This is a genomic window from Bacilli bacterium (assembly GCA_035326105.1).
Classification (GTDB): domain Bacteria; phylum Bacillota_I; class Bacilli_A; order RFN20; family CAG-826; genus UBA7706.
This window is the reverse complement of sequence record DAOKYO010000002.1, coordinates 572,050-586,919: the sequence shown is the minus strand read 5'-3', so window position 1 is coordinate 586,919 and position 14,870 is coordinate 572,050. Positions and strand designations below refer to the sequence as shown.

Below are 14,870 nucleotides of genomic sequence, written 5' to 3'. Positions count from 1 at the left end.
TTCTACCTCCTCAACTGCGCCCTGACCGCGTCCATCAGCGCGGATTGGGTCAGGTTTTTCTGGTCAAGGGCCTTCATGACCATTTCGTCAATCGTGTCCTTTGTAATGATATGGTGGATAACGACCGTTTCGGATTGCTGCCCTTGCCGCCACAGGCGCGCGTTAGTCTGTTGGTACAGTTCAAGGCTCCAAGTCAAGCCAAACCAGATGAGCGCGGAGCCACCCGCTTGCAAATTGAGCCCGTGACCGGCGGAAGCGGGATGAATTAACGCCACCGGCAGTTCACCCTGATTCCACCGTTCAATTGTGCCGGCCTTGTCGAGGTGGGCAAATGGAATATGGAGCGCGACAAGCCGCTCCACAATCCTTGCTTTGTCATGCTGAAACCAATAAGCCACCAGAACGGGGTTGCCGTTGGCTTGCTCGATCAGATCCTCCAGTTCATCGAGTTTGCGGTCGTGAATCGCGTTCACCGCGCCATCGTCGCCGTAAACTGCCCCGTTTGCCATCTGGCATAACTTGCCCGACAGCGCGGCGGCGTTGGCGGCGGTGATCTCACCGCCTGGCAGTTGTAGTATGAGGTCTCGTTTCAGCTCGTTATATCGCTCCCGCTCTGTATCAGAGAGATAAACCTTGTGTTCCACAGCCAGAAGGCCCGGCATTTGCAGATGATCTGTGGCGTTCATACTGATGGTGATGTCGCCGATTCTTTCATAGATCTGCTTTTCGGCGTTCGGCAGAGGCTTGTAGGTGAAGATCACCTGACCGTTGCGCTTGTCGGGCAGGAAGTAGTCCGACCTGTATTGGCCAATAAACCGTCCAAGCCGCTGACCCATATCAAGTAACCGGTATTCCGCCCATAAATCCATAAGCCCGTTGCTGCTTGGAGTGCCAGTCAGCCCCACGATCCGTTTCACCTTGGGGCGCACCTTCATCAGCGACCGGAAACGCTTGGATTGATGGTTCTTAAAGCTGGATAGCTCATCGATCACAAGCATATCGAAGTCGAAGGGGACGCCGCTCTTTTCAATCAGCCACTGGACATTTTCCCGGTTCAACACGTAAATGTCGGCATTGGCATGAAAAGCGGCGATCCGCGCATGCTCCGTGCCTACCGCCACCGTGATTCTAAGCCCCTGCAGGTGCGACCACTTCTCAGTTTCCTGCCGCCACACATTGGTGCAGACTCGCAGGGGCGCGATGACCAGCACCTTGCCAACCTCGAAGGAATCATACAGGAGATCGTTAATCGCGGTCAGCGTGATGACCGTTTTACCAAGCCCCATCGAAAGAAGGATCGCACTTACCGGATTATCCTCGATGAACTCCGTGGCAAACCTCTGATAGCGGTGCGGCTTATAATTCAGGCATACCATGCCGGCATCTCCCTCTCGCAAAGGTCAAAGATAAAATCCCGACCCTTCGCAGTCCAAAGCAGCATAGGCATCTCATAACCGTTATCCAGCTTGACGATCTGTGTTGCCGCAATGTGGTCTCGGGCGTAATCGGTGTATAGCTGCCAGGTATCAGAGCCATTCGGTTTATACTGTACGCGACTCTGGCGCAGGAAATCATTGAGCCGTCTTGCCGAAATACCGAGTTCCTTGGCGATCTCCCCAGTCTTGTAGAGCCCCACCGTGTTGGTTTGCCCCTCATACTTATCGGCGGTGATTTTCAGCATCTGATTCTGGGCCTCGAGGGCTTCACGCTCTTCCTCTTTGGCAACGAGTGCCAACAGCGCCGCCTTATAGCTTCGCGGAGCCAGGCTGCGCTCCATTTCGTTGAAAGCAGCGATGTAGGCCTTCTTGAAAGCCATCGCTTTATCACCGTTGTAGCCCATGACCAGAATCGTGAAGCCATCGCGGGTCATGAGATAGGAAGGTTGAATGTGGTTCTGTTCGTTGATGTAATTCGACTCCTCAAAATTGAGCAGTCCCCATTTGGCGTCATTTCCGATGATGTTTCTGATGTCGCGTATCACATTGTCGTGCCTTTTTTCAAAGACACGCGCAATATCACGGCTCGATACGACAACCTTGCCGTCATGCTCTGTCAACCCGAGAGCCATTAGTTGGTTTTCCATTTGCCATATCCTCCAAAATCTGCTGTATTTGTTCAGGTCGGTCCAGTACGTAGACCTTGAAGCCCAAGCGTTGAAGCATCCCGTGCCTTGAAACCTGTAAGGGGCGGGGGTGCTCCCCGATGCGTTTCACCTCTACGAACCCAAGCCTCCCTACTTTTAACAGGACAAGGCGATCCGGAAATCCGTAGTAGTTGGGAGAAACAAATTTCAGCGCGATGCCTCCCGTAGCCTTAACAGCCCGCACCAGTTTGCTCTCCAGATCTTTTTCCCGCATCGTTATCTCTTTCTGCGACAAAGTGTCGCGCAGGGGTTGTCGTAGCCGTAAACCTTTATGCCATAAGGGTTTAGGCTCCCCGCTACGACAACCCGCCATGATTTTCCCTATATATTGCTTACGCGCGTGTGTTGCGGGTACAATGGTCTATCCCTTACCTGAAAAACACATTTTGAATATAAGGGATAGTGTTGTATCACCTGTCGTAAACGGCTCGCAAACCCTTTGTTCATCGGGATGCATCCGCTGCGACGACTCTTACATACATCCGCTGCTCGCCATAGATGGGGATCCGCTTTTTTTCTTGGGTTCTTTCCCACCCGCTAACGCTTGTCATCAGCGCAGCTAGCGTATAGGAATCGGAGATTCTGAGGTCTGAGAAGCTGCGGCCTAAACACTCGACCCATATTTCAGCGTTACAGACCATTTCGCGTCGGGTCACGCCTTTTGGTGAGGTCGGTGCATGCGGATCTGCGAGGAAGCTTCGGCGGGCGTAGATATCCATCTCACTCCAATTTTCGGGCAGCAAGGTTTCGAGGTATTCCTCGACCATGCCCTGGCGCTCATCCAGTTCCATAGCGTCACGCTGCGCATCCTCAGCGGCATGGATCGTATCGCTCTCCAGGTATAGCGTCTCGCCGTTTTCCCAGAGTTGTTTTGCTTCCGCCCAGATCTGATCGCGTTCTTCTGGAGTGAACTGCCAGCGCTTCCTTTGCTCCGACTGCCGGCATTTGATGACCCAGAAGCGGCGGTTGCCGGTGATGTCGCGCAGATACCCACGCTCGCCGTTGACCGTTGCGATGATGATGGACTGGCGTGGGTGGCTTTCAACCGTTTTACCGTAGCTGGGACGGTACTTGTCATCCGAGGTGGAGAGGAACGCTTTCACCTTTTCGATATCAGCCTTTTTCATGCCGGCAAGCTCGCCGATCTCTACGATCCAGAAGCCCTGCAGCTTTTCAGCGCCGGACTTATCGTCCATATCAGTGAGTGACAGGGTTTCGGAATAGAACTCGTCGCCTACGAGGTCTTTGAACAAGGTACTTTTGCCAATGCCCTGCGCACCGTCGAACACGGGAACGCAGTCGAATTTGATGCCGGGATGGTAGATCCGCGCCACAGCCGCTGCAAAGGTTTTCCGGCTGACGGTGCGAACGTAAGGAGTGTCATCCGCCTGCAGGCATCGGCTGAACAGCGTTTCCACGCGCTTTTGCCCGTCCCAAGGCGGGAGTGCGTCAAGGTAATCCCGGATCGGATGGAAACGCCGATCATCGGCGGCTTTGGTGAAGCTTACCTCATGGTTGCGGCTACTGAAGGTGACGTAGCGTACATCCAGCAGCGCTTTCAGCTGCGCGGTATCGGCGTCGCGCCAGAACTTGTTGTCCGCCGGGCGCTCCCAGGGCATTCCCCCGGTGACCTGCACGCGGTTGGCCAATTCGTTATAGGCAAACCCTGCAAAGTCAGGATCGTTGCGCAGGATCAGCGTTTCGTTCCAGACGCTGTTTTCCAGAACGCTGCTGCGGGGCATGTACTTGAGCAGCGTTCGCCAGTTTTCCACTTGAGTACTGAAATCAGCCTGTGCCTGTGCTTGCCGGTTTGCATCCAGCTGCAGCTTCACCTTGGCAAGTGAAACCGCAAACTCCGCCATCGCATGGAATGACTGCTTCTCATCGAAGTCGGGGAACTTATGCATCCGGACGAGGTCAAATGCGTTGAGCAGCTTCCCGCCTGCCGGGTCAGAAGCATGATGGGAGTAGACCCACTTGCCGTCGTAAACGACCACGCCCGCTATGGAGTCGGCTTCCTTATACTGATAACGCCCATCGACTGCCGCCGGCTCGTACACGTCGGACAGGAATTCGTCAATGGCGTCCTCGACCGGGTAGGCGGTACAGAACGCGCCGACCACACCGCGCTTGGACAGCGGATCCTGCTGACTTTTCACCTCACGGTTCCGCACCTCCGACTCACGGGAGGAGGTCGGCCATTGGGTCACGTCACGCCAGTCGGCATACATGTTCAGGTATTGGTCGGGGTCGAGAGGCTCGCCCGATTGCTCCAGAAAAACGAACTTCCCGTTGGTCGGGCACGAGGCCCAGTACATCATGCGGTTCGCCTGGTAAGTGCTGTCGTCGAAATAGTCCATGCCGATCTGCCTGGCGATCATGCGCATCAGAGCGGGGTACTCGTCTTCGGACACTTCGCGGGAGAACAGGATGACGATCCGGTAGCGGGAGGCTTCTGGCAGATGGCTGTGAGTGGAGTAGAGGAAGTAGCACAGCCCGGCTAAAGCCGAAGCGGTGAGCGCGACGAAATCCACATCCTGCGGGATATTGTCGGCATCAAGCGCACCGACCTTGCGGCTGATGACGTGCCCGTTCCTGCGGACACCGCCTTTGAGCCATCCGCCAACAAATCCGCCATGGTCTTTGGCCGCGTCCCTCTGCGCTTTGGACAGCTTCGGGTATTCTTCGGCTGTCTCGGTGGTTCGGAGCGGATTGCGGTTTCTGTCGACGATGTATTGCCAGGGGTGTTCCAGATTTTTATACCTCTTATCCGTTTTGTGATTGCAGACCGAGATTTTGATCGGTTCAGGCATCGGTATCCTCTCCTTCGTGTCGGCCGGTGTGATTGCATCAGGGGCAGCGCAGCGTTCCAGGCCTGTCATAGATCACCACCATCGGGTATAAGGTCCTGCAGGGCGTCGGCAAACATCTCGAGCTCATCAGGCTTAAGGTCAAAAACCGATGTGATCTCAAACTCCTCGAGAAGATCAGACACCTGTTCGCTGTAGCCTGCCCCACATAAGGTCTTGACCAGCCAGGCCAAAGCGTCGGCGGTGATGCTGATCCCTTCGGCGTGACACTTGTTGACGATGCGTTTCCGGGTGCAGGCGGAGCAGATGATGCTGGTGGAGACCAGATCGCCTTCGCCTTCTGCGAGAACATCCATGAGGTCGACCGACAATTCGCGCCCGCAATCGGGGCAATGGGTGTAGACGTTCTCGTCGGTGATTTCGGTCTTGACGACCTTGCCGCCCGGCAGCTGGGTTTTGGTGTAGAACATTTGGGTTTCCTCCGTGTCTTTGATAGACGGAAAATCAACCGCCTCCACTTTCTACTGGACAGGGGCGGTTGAAAATCCGTAGAGCTTTTTCAATCTTTTTGATAAAAGGATGTTTCGTAGCCATCGCAGCGGAGAGGCAGGCCCGAAGCCCAGGGTGGTACACGGCTCATCTGTTCACAGACTGCAGGAAGGCTCATGCGCAGGTCGGCCTCGATGACTACCTCGTCATGGATATGCATCACAACGTCTGCATTGCGGAATGTAGACAACGCATAGTAGAGAATGTCGCGCGCCGTAGCCTGGGTGATGTTCTCCACCCACTTGCCAGGCGATGACTCGATGCGCTCCCACTTCTTGTTCGCGCCTATGCCCTCGTAGGTCACGCACTCCGATCCGAAGCGGTTTACACCGATGCGGGGCTTGACATACGCCAGCTTTCGTCCGTTGGGCAAGGTGATGAACAACATATCGCTTTGGCAGCTGAAGCGGATGCCGTGGGTTTCGGTGATTCTTTTTTGATTGACGGCTGCCTTGGCAGCTTTATCTGCATCCCACCAGAACCGTACGACGTTGGGATTCGCCGCTCGCCAGGCGTCCACGAGGGGCTTGAGTTCGCTTTCCAGCAGCCCCATTTCCAAGGCCCCGAATGCCTTCAATGCACCAACCGAGCCGGAATAGCCACAAGCTAGCACCGCGATTTTGGATTTCTGGCGCAGCGGTGATTTTTTATCAAGGGAGCCTTTGGGCACACCAAACATGATCTCGGCGTTTTCGATATAAAGGTCGTGCTTCTGGGCGTAAGCCTCTAGCGTCCAGGTCTCACCCGCAAGCCACGCCAACACGACTGCTTCAATACTGCTGAAATCCGCAACGATGAATTTGCATCCGGTTTTTGGCACGAATGCTGTGCGTATGAGTTCGGACAGGACGTTAGGGACAGAATCATAGAGCAAGTTTAGCGTCGTAAAATCTCCACTGCGAACAAGGGAACGCGCCTGTTCGAGGTCCGGCATATGGTTCTGGGGCAGGTTCTGACATTGGATTAAACGTCCAGCAGCTCGGCCGGTCCGGTTCGCGCCGTAATACTGGAACAGTCCTCTTGCGCGATGATCGGCACAAGCCACGGTCTCCATCGCCTGATACTTCTTCACAGAACTTTTCGCTAGCTGCTGGCGGAGTGCAAGGACCTCGCCCAGCGGTGCCGGCGCGGTCTTGAGCAGTTCGGCAACTGCTTTTTTCCCGAGGGTGTCCGTTTCCATGCCGTTTTCAGCGAGCCAGTCCTTCATCTGCGACACGGAGTTCGGGTTATCCAGAGCGGTTAACGCCTGCATTTTTGTCAGCAGTTCACCCTTCGACTGTTCGTTGGCGATGATGGCGTTCCGGACCAGCGTCATATCCAGCAGCACACCCCGGTCGTTGATCTCCTGATCCTGGCGATACTCCTCCCAGATGCTGTCCGGTACGGGGAACTTAGCCAGTCTTGCCTGAATGGCCAGTTCTGTTTCTACGTCGCGGTGGTTATAGGATTTAAACAATTCCCACTTATCAGGCGCGTACTCGGGTAGGTTACGGGTGCGTTTACCGTTTGCAATGGTCGCCGCACAGGGTTTGCAGAAATAACGAATGAGGTCTTTGCCCTCTGACAGTTTTTGCTTCTCAAGCCCCAATACCGCACCAACCTTCTCCAAGGAAAGCGGCAAGCCCATATAAGCGCTCCAAATCATAGAACACCGCCATGACGCTGGGTTCAGGAACCGCGTCTGGCCTAAGCTTGAAGAAGAAAAACCATTATCGGCAAGCGGGTCGAAGCTGATCCCCATATCCAACAGGTAGCGGGATAGGCAAACTCTCTCAAAATTGGCATTAAAGGCCCATTTCTCAACGACGTCATCCGTCAGCGCGTCGAGCACATCTGGCGGTATGGTTTCACCATTGGCAAGGGCTACAACCTGAACCTCGCCGTTGTCTATGCAATAACCGAACAGGAGAATCTCAAAATCATCCGCTTCGGCGTACTTATACACGCCTGACTTCGTCAGGTCGACGGATGAGTAGCTTTCAATATCCATACTGATCGTTTTCATATATCCTCCAATCGAAAGAGGGCGACAAGCCCTGCCCGTCGCCCTCTGCTTGTTTTGATTTTGGGTTGCCTCAGTTCAGGAAATCGCCATCGCTGCCTTCAGCCGAGAAATCGTCGTCGAAATCGTCCTCTGCTTTGGCGCGGCTACCGAGGGACTCCCCGTCGCGGACCTTCTGGATATTCTGCAGGCCGCAGGCGATGCCGCGATTGCCATTGGAATTGAAGGCGTAGAACGTAAGCGACGCGCGGGCATAAACGCCGGAGTAGATCTCGCTGGTGTCGTAGATGGGCTCGCGGTTCACATCCACCACGCCGGGGGCAGTATTGCTGTTGGCGTTCAGGAACCAGTGCCCCGCATACGCCTCGTCATCCGGGCGCTCGGTGTCACCGTCGCGCAAAGGGCTCTTGAGAGAAGCGAGGGGCGGCATGGACCGGCTGTTGCCCTTGAGCTTCGATTCGCCTTCTTCGTAAGCTGCCTGGATGGCTGCTTTGACCTTCGCGACGGTTTTCGTATCGCTCTTGGGGATCAGGATGCTGGTAGAATACTTGGGCGTACCGCCGTTGATCGATTTTGCCCGCCAAATGTTTGCATAGCTGAGACGGCACACATCGGTGATGATCTTTGTGGGGTTAACTGCGTTTTTGTTGGCCGTGTTTTCCATGATAAAATCCTCCTATATTTGGGTGGGGTCGGCGAAATCCTCCGCCGCCGTTGTGATGTTTAGCGCTTGGCGCTTGTCCGCCACCGGAGCAAGCACCGGTTTGCCTTGGGGCTTGGTGACAAGCCCCCCGATAATTTCTTCAAATCGCTTCTTTCCCAGAAGCGACGTCATCGCGGTGATGCCGATGACTTTGTGTTCATATGGATCCAGCCCGACAGCTTTAACGACCTCTGCCACTGCTGTTTCATCCCTATACTTACGATTGCTTCTGCCCTCAACCACTTTCCAGCCGTCGTATTGCACGCCCCTGAGCGCTTCGGCGAGAGCAAAGTCTTTCACGTCCGATGCCCAGGAAACCAGATTGTCAATCTTTCCGAGAATGACGGCGATTTCACCGGCCAGCAGCAGGGCGGGCTCAGCGAAGTCGTATGAGGCGAGCGCCAGATTCGCATCGGCACGTTCCCGGCATTCCGCTTTGGCCTTACAGAACTGGCAATGGTCGCCAGCTTTATAATTGCCGTTGCCATACCACGCCAGATCCGCTGCGGGTTTCAAGACTTCTACCGCCCAGGCTTCGATGTCCTCGCAGGTGATTTCCCAGGTGGAGCAGTTCTGCAATCTCGGTTGGAAGATGGACATCCGCACCGTATGAATGGGATACAGGAAACCAAACATCTCCAGTGCTCCCAGGGCGTAGATCCGAAGCTGGTCGTTACCTTCCGCATCCACCTTCACGCCGCGTCCGTATTTCAGGTCAATGATGTGAAGAATGCCGTCCGAGATGATGAGCGTGTCACAGGTGCCGGAACAGCCGGGAACCCACTGCGAGCAGTCCACACGCTGTTCCACATAGACCTTGGGATCCGTTAGCCCTTCCAGTTGTTCGCTGACGAAAGCGATGTAATCGTCCGTGTGCTCATCCATCTCGAGGTCATCGCATGTTGTCGCGACTTTGGTTTTGCCGAGCCGGTATAACAGTTTTTTCTCTGCGACATGGTGTGCGAGCGTCCCTTCCTGTGCATAGCCCGACGACGAATCCGGGTAGTTTTCCGTCAGTCGAGCGCTTGGAGGACACGCAATCCAGCGGTGACTCGACGATGGTGATAGCAGGGAGTGTTTTACGCCATCGCTCATTGGATGGCCCTCGCTTCCGTAATCAGGACGTCAAACTCAGATGGATCGATGTCGGACAGCCTTTGCGCACCATGTTTATGAATCAGGGCTTGCACTGCCTCCCGGTGACCGGTTGACGCTTTGTCCGCCAAGATGCCTCGTACTTCTTCCAGGGTGGGCGTTTGGGTGGTTAGAGCCTCCGTCTGCGATGCCGGTTCATTGCCCACGCTGCTGTGGTCAGCATTGCCCATCGTTATAAGGTCCTCCGCGATTTCGGATATGGACGCTGCCAGGCTTGCGAGTTCATGACCGAGTTGCTGCGCTTTGCCGGGTGCCATAGATTTTGCCTCCTTTCATTTCTTCCGCACGTCGTTGTTCCAACGCGGCGATCCTGCCAGCCAACCGTTTGCTCACGATGCTGATTGCCGTCAGAACGCCGATCAATTCTTCGTTCCGTTCGCGTTCGCGGCACAATGCGCAGCGTGCACATGGGTTTGTGTTCATTTGCCTTTTCCTCCGTTTCTGTGTTGATGGAGCAAAATGCCCCTCACTTCCTACTGGACAGCGAGGGGCGAAAATCCGTAGTGGAAATCAGTCGTCGTTCAGGATTTCTTTGAGAATGGGATAGGAGCGGATGATGCACTTGAGCCTATTCTCCCGATAACGCACACCATCGAGGGTGATGTGGAAGCGATCAGCGATCTCCTGTTTCCTGACTTTGGCTTTCATCAGATCCCACAACGCACGATCGTCCTCGGAAAGCGTGTTCAGAACATCCATCAGGATGTCGAGCTTCGACTGATCCTCGTAGATGGCGTTCATATCGGCGGTTTCATCTTCCAGTTCCGTATAGACCGTCGCACCATCATCGCCATAGCCAATGGATTTATCCAGCTCAATGCCTGTGTACTTCACAGCATTAAAATCCACACGCTCCTGCTTTTTACGATCGGCCGCATTGCGCTTTCCGAGGGCCTCTCCCAGAGGGCCGCGGGGAAGTCGTATGGCGTAACTTGCTTCAAGGTCGTACCACCAGCGGCGGAGATAAGGACAGTCAGGTGTCGGGTCTTCTGCCGGTGCAAAACACTCGTGCCTGGATACCTCGGTTTCGACTCCATCGGGAGTCATGGTGTAGTAGTGCCGGTAAAAAGGTTTTTGGTAATCTCGCATTTGATTTTTCCTCCTTATGGTTTTCAAAAATTGGTGGCTGCATAGTCACCACCAAGGAGGAGGGCGGGCGTTTGGGTGTGTTTTTTTCAACTATTGGCCTCCAGTGATTGACATTTGTTCTTGATGGTTGGTGGAGCAGGTGTTATACTGTTTCAGTTGGGTTTAGTCGGTGTTGCCGCGGAGCATGGATCTAGTGCTCGCCCTCGACGAAGCAATAAAAAAAACCCTGCGATCTCTCACAGGGGCTACATTGAAGTCCATAGGGTCGTGGGCAATTGTTAAAAGAGTCAATTCAGTCAATAGGGTCAATGAGTTACTATGGAGGCAAAGAGAGTGGCCAACGTTGGATATCCCATCTTATGTGGTGGTACGGTTTTCACATTGGTTCTCGAGGCACGTAGACAACGGACCAGTCAGCGTAGCCGGTATGAAGGTGAGCAGGACGGTTTATCGCAAACAGAAACACTTGCTGGCCTTGGCAGAGTGGTCTACACTGAATACGAACCGCCCAAAAATAGACAGACTTTTAGGACAAATGTGAACGCCTATAAGTCCTGTACTGATGAAGGAAGCAACCTTTCTTTTTTGTTTCCGGGCGCTAGGGACGCTTTTGACAATCGAGTGAAAACGGAATACCCGAAAGCGCTACGGGCAATGTGCAGTTTTGTCGATCAATTCCTCGAAGTTGGCACAAGCCTTAAGAATGAAGAAAAGCTTGTAAAAGCCCTGCTTGAGCTAATTGAGTCAGACACGAGCATTTCGGATCAACGAGAGTTCTTTATATGCGACAGCAGGAAAGGAATTCCCAAATCCACCATCAGGCTTATGAGCGATTTCACGCTGCAGCCTTTTCTTTTGGGAGTGTGGCACTATGTTGTGACAGAGCAGCTGAACAACAAGTTTGGGAAAGAAACTTTTGATGCCTGGTGTCCGCCGAAAGATCGTGCGGAGCGTAAGTATGAGGGCAATATGGGAAGTGGCATTATACGGGAAATAAACGTTGAAATGCTAACGACATTTACAGATGAAGCAATAGCCGAAGGTGAAACGGTGGTGACACAAGAGCCTGCAGCAGAGGAAACAGTGATGCCAGTACTTGACGCTGACCCCAAAAGGATCACTGTTAACAACTACGGTACCGTTCAAAACCAGAAGTTCATTTCTGTCGAGACGATGCATGGCGATATTCATCTGTGAGGAAAAGTGTAATGGCAAAAATTGACAACCACGGGGACGTTACGAACCAGAAAGTGATCAACATCCAGAACATGTTGGGGAATGTAGGCGTATCCTATGTGTTTATGTCTTCACAGTTCACAACTGCCGGCGGTATGATAAACACGGGCGTTTCCCTGAACACAAACTACTACAACTTATTCGTGATTGGTGAAGAAACATATAGCGATGGTCATTTTATCGTTCCGAAAGACCGTGCGTTAACAGAGAGCATGGCACCGGAAACAAAAACACTATTTTCTTCTTTAAGCGATGATGAAATCGCCCAAATTAAGACATTTCCATCACTCTTTGCGAGTGAGAATCGTGGATATGGTAAGACCGACGAAGATCATCAGGCTTGCTATGGTTTGGTTACAGACATTCGAGTTCAAGACAATGGCATTAAAATTCATTTCCAACCTCTATCTCCCATCTCACAACAACGGCTGAACGAGATCATCTATAAACTTGGCATTCAAGGAACGCCAAGTTTTAATGAACTGAATCGAACCCATTGGGCAATCAAGCGGGTGAATCTTATTGAGGAGTTGAAAGCAGCGGGAATCAGTGTGCTTGCCCCGACATAATTCACATAAAAACTATTAAAGTAAAACCAACATTTTTGTCCGAAGTTGGTTAAACAATTAGCTCGGATTAATCTTGGAGGATATAAAATGGCAAACGAACCTGAGAATATCATGCCTGAGAAATGGGTGAATCTTGAAGATATCGCCATCCATTTGAGCATGAGTGAAGATACCGTGCGTACTTGGGTTAAAGATGGTAAATTGCCCTTTTATAGGGCAGGCAAACGTTACAAATTTAAAATTTCAGAAGTTGATGAATGGATACGAGCAGGCAAAATTAAAGAATGATCCACTATTCGGTGATTCCACTATCAACCCGATCTTTTGTTTTTATGGCTATATCGATTTTCCCCGTTTCTGGTTTGGGAACCACGGTCAGATGTTTTTCATTCAGAAAGCTTTTTAAGCTGCCGGGCAATTTGATCTGCCGTTTCGGGGCTGATCAGGTGTTCCAATCGGCAGGCATCCTCTGCGGCAATGGAAGCTTCGACACCAAGGAAGTTATGAAGAAACCTTTTGAGTAATTCGTTTCTTTTTTTAACCTCGGCAGCCGCGTTTTGGCCATTCTTCGTTAAGGAGACAGTGCCATATTTTTCTTTGGTAACGTAACCCGCCTCTCTGAGAATATTCATCATGCTGCTAACGCTGGCTTTGGAAACACCAAGCGCATTTGCGATGTCAGTCGAACGTATGCCTTCCTTGCTGGGTAATTCCAGCATAACCTTCAAATAATTCTCTTTGGACGGAGTAAGCTTTCCTATGTAGCCATGCATCGTCATTTTCCTAATACCCCCTGATCATATTCCCGCACTTCGGGCAAACATCTTTGTGTTGTAAGCAAACGGCACCTTTCAAGTCGATCCAATCAGCCATAGAAATTCATCATCACGTATTACTTTACAAAATATTATTGGCATATGCTCATAACAATCATAAATCTGAATTGGGCATATGTCAATAACTATGCGTTCGAGATTCAAATAAATACTTTCGCCTATGCGTAGGTTCTAATGGCGGATTAATAAGGTACAAGAATAAGCAATTGGTTCGTTTATCTGGCTGAAACTATGAAAGGCATCATTTACGGGATCCAGAAACACGAAAAGTAATTTACATATGCTCATAATGGTGCTAGAATTGATGTGAAAAACAAATAGAAAGTGTGGATAGTGAAATGATCAAAACAGATGTACTGGTAATTGGTGGAAGCGCTACGGGCCTTGTGGCTGCAATGACAGCAAAATCAAATTATCCGGACAAAAGCGTAACGCTGATCCGAAAAGAAGAAAAGGTGATGATTCCCTGCGGGATACCCTATATATTCAGCACGGTTGAATGCAGTGACAATAACGTGCTGCCTGACGGCGGTCTTAAAAACCTCGGCGTTGAAATCATCATAGGCGAAGTAACAAGCGTGGATGCAAAAGCGAAAGTGTGCGCTGTAAAAAACGGCGAATCGATCGAATACGACAAGTTGATACTGGGTACGGGTTCACTCCCGTCCGTACCTGCCTGGCTGAAAGGCTCGAATTTACAGAACGTCTTCACCATTCCCAAGAACAAAACATACCTCGACGAACTGCATAAAAAGCTGGACGGCCTTGAAAAAGTCGTCGTGATCGGCGCGGGTTTTATCGGCGTTGAGATGTCCGATGAACTCAACAAAGCCGGGAAAAACGTTACCCTTGTAGAAATCCTGCCCCGTGTTCTTGGCGCTACGTTTGACGACGAATTTGCAGCCGAAGCGGAACGCTTGCTGGTCGAGCGCGGCGTCCATGTGAAAACGAACTGCGGCGTCAAAGAGATCATGGGTGATCAGAGCGTGAACAAAGTGACACTAAACAACGGCGAAACGCTGGATGCAGATGCTGTGATCCTTGCGCTGGGCTATCTCCCGAATACGGAACTGGCGAAGTCTATGGGGCTTGAGATCAATGATTTTGGGTTCATCAAGGCGGACCAGTACCGGCGTACAAGTATTAAGGACGTTTTTGCGGCAGGCGACTGCGCGGCCAAGATTGATTTCGCGACCGGTATGCCCAGCAGGATCATGCTCGCCTCGACGGCGTGTACCGAAGCAAGAACAGCCGGAATGAATATCTATGAGCTCAGTACAGTGAATACGTTCCGTGGTACAATTGGTATTTACTCTACCTGTATTGGAGAAACCGCGTTCGGCGTGGCAGGCCTGATTGAGCAGAACGCAATTGCTGAAGGATTTAAAATCGTGACCGGCTCGTTTACGGGCGTCAACAGGCACCCGGGCAAAATAGCGGATGCGCATAAAGAAACGGTCAAGCTGATTGTTTCCAAGCAGTCCGGCGTTATCCTGGGTGGCGAAGTCATGGGCGGCAAGTGCGCTGGACAACTTGTCAACGTGATCGGCGTTGCCATCCAAAGCCACATGACGGTCAACGACCTGCTGATGATGCAGATCGGAACACAGCCCATGCTGACTGCGTCGCCGGCCGGTTTCCCGTTGATCAAAGCTGCGGAAGCTGTGGCGAAAACGCTGAAACACTCCTAATCAACTGTATTTATCAGACAAGAGGGCACTAGCCCTCTTTTTCTATAACTCTGTACGCGTTTGCCAATGGCTATTCCGCGGAGAAAT

The 14,870-nt window shown here is 52.2% G+C and carries 15 protein-coding genes; 4 read left to right on the top strand and 11 right to left on the bottom strand.

Annotated elements, in window-relative coordinates; genetic code table 11:
* Nucleotides 1-2: 2 nt before the first annotated feature.
* The 10 genes from PKC96_07265 to PKC96_07220 all read right to left on the bottom strand — a co-directional run bounded on the left by PKC96_07265 (nucleotide 3) and on the right by PKC96_07220 (nucleotide 10,451).
* Complete coding sequence (locus PKC96_07265) at nucleotides 3-1,367, bottom strand: DEAD/DEAH box helicase (GenBank protein ID HMM01105.1); 1,365 nt, start codon at nucleotides 1,365-1,367, stop codon at nucleotides 3-5.
* Nucleotides 1,364-2,083 (bottom strand): phage regulatory protein/antirepressor Ant, encoded by a 720-nt coding sequence (locus PKC96_07260; protein ID HMM01104.1) that lies wholly within the window; start codon nucleotides 2,081-2,083, stop codon nucleotides 1,364-1,366. Before PKC96_07260 ends, PKC96_07265 begins: the two co-directional genes overlap by 4 nt.
* Nucleotides 2,043-2,357 (bottom strand): VRR-NUC domain-containing protein, encoded by a 315-nt coding sequence (locus PKC96_07255; protein ID HMM01103.1) that lies wholly within the window; start codon nucleotides 2,355-2,357, stop codon nucleotides 2,043-2,045. Before PKC96_07255 ends, PKC96_07260 begins: the two co-directional genes overlap by 41 nt.
* Before the next feature lie 229 nt (nucleotides 2,358-2,586).
* Entirely contained in the window at nucleotides 2,587-4,956 is a 2,370-nt protein-coding gene (locus PKC96_07250; protein HMM01102.1) for a virulence-associated E family protein, read from the bottom strand.
* 65 nt (nucleotides 4,957-5,021) lie between these two features.
* Nucleotides 5,022-5,423: a hypothetical protein gene (locus PKC96_07245; GenBank protein HMM01101.1), complete on the bottom strand. Its 402-nt coding sequence runs from the start codon at nucleotides 5,421-5,423 to the stop codon at nucleotides 5,022-5,024.
* A gap of 89 nt (nucleotides 5,424-5,512) precedes the next feature.
* The gene (locus PKC96_07240; protein ID HMM01100.1) at nucleotides 5,513-7,507 is read right to left on the bottom strand and encodes a DNA polymerase; all 1,995 of its coding nucleotides are present in this window, start codon (nucleotides 7,505-7,507) and stop codon (nucleotides 5,513-5,515) included.
* Nucleotides 7,508-7,577: 70 nt separating this feature from the next.
* Nucleotides 7,578-8,168 carry a DUF2815 family protein gene (locus PKC96_07235; protein ID HMM01099.1) on the bottom strand — a complete coding sequence of 197 codons (591 nt, stop codon included), beginning with the start codon at nucleotides 8,166-8,168 and terminating at the stop codon, nucleotides 7,578-7,580.
* Between the two features lie 12 nt (nucleotides 8,169-8,180).
* Complete coding sequence (locus PKC96_07230; protein ID HMM01098.1) at nucleotides 8,181-9,302, bottom strand: DUF2800 domain-containing protein; 1,122 nt, start codon at nucleotides 9,300-9,302, stop codon at nucleotides 8,181-8,183.
* Nucleotides 9,299-9,619, bottom strand: a complete 321-nt coding sequence (locus tag PKC96_07225; GenBank protein HMM01097.1) for a DNA ligase — start codon at nucleotides 9,617-9,619, stop codon at nucleotides 9,299-9,301. Before PKC96_07225 ends, PKC96_07230 begins: the two co-directional genes overlap by 4 nt.
* Before the next feature lie 253 nt (nucleotides 9,620-9,872).
* A complete protein-coding gene (locus tag PKC96_07220; GenBank protein ID HMM01096.1) occupies nucleotides 9,873-10,451 on the bottom strand; it encodes a hypothetical protein in 579 nt (192 codons plus the stop codon).
* 333 nt (nucleotides 10,452-10,784) lie between these two features.
* Between PKC96_07220 and PKC96_07215 the strand changes: the two genes are divergently transcribed.
* From PKC96_07215 to PKC96_07205, 3 genes are all read left to right on the top strand, one after another.
* Entirely contained in the window at nucleotides 10,785-11,648 is an 864-nt protein-coding gene (locus tag PKC96_07215) for a hypothetical protein (GenBank protein HMM01095.1), read from the top strand.
* 104 nt (nucleotides 11,649-11,752) lie between these two features.
* Nucleotides 11,753-12,256 carry a hypothetical protein gene (locus PKC96_07210; GenBank protein ID HMM01094.1) on the top strand — a complete coding sequence of 168 codons (504 nt, stop codon included), beginning with the start codon at nucleotides 11,753-11,755 and terminating at the stop codon, nucleotides 12,254-12,256.
* A gap of 87 nt (nucleotides 12,257-12,343) precedes the next feature.
* Nucleotides 12,344-12,544 carry a helix-turn-helix domain-containing protein gene (locus PKC96_07205; protein HMM01093.1) on the top strand — a complete coding sequence of 67 codons (201 nt, stop codon included), beginning with the start codon at nucleotides 12,344-12,346 and terminating at the stop codon, nucleotides 12,542-12,544.
* Between the two features lie 98 nt (nucleotides 12,545-12,642).
* Here the strand turns inward: PKC96_07205 and PKC96_07200 are convergent, their stop codons facing one another.
* A complete protein-coding gene (locus PKC96_07200; protein ID HMM01092.1) occupies nucleotides 12,643-13,035 on the bottom strand; it encodes a metal-dependent transcriptional regulator in 393 nt (130 codons plus the stop codon).
* Between the two features lie 395 nt (nucleotides 13,036-13,430).
* Here PKC96_07200 and PKC96_07195 point away from each other — a divergent pair, with 395 nt between their 5' ends.
* Nucleotides 13,431-14,783, top strand: coding sequence for an FAD-dependent oxidoreductase (locus PKC96_07195; GenBank protein ID HMM01091.1), 1,353 nt, complete (start codon nucleotides 13,431-13,433; stop codon nucleotides 14,781-14,783).
* The last annotated feature ends 87 nt before the right edge of the window (nucleotides 14,784-14,870 follow it).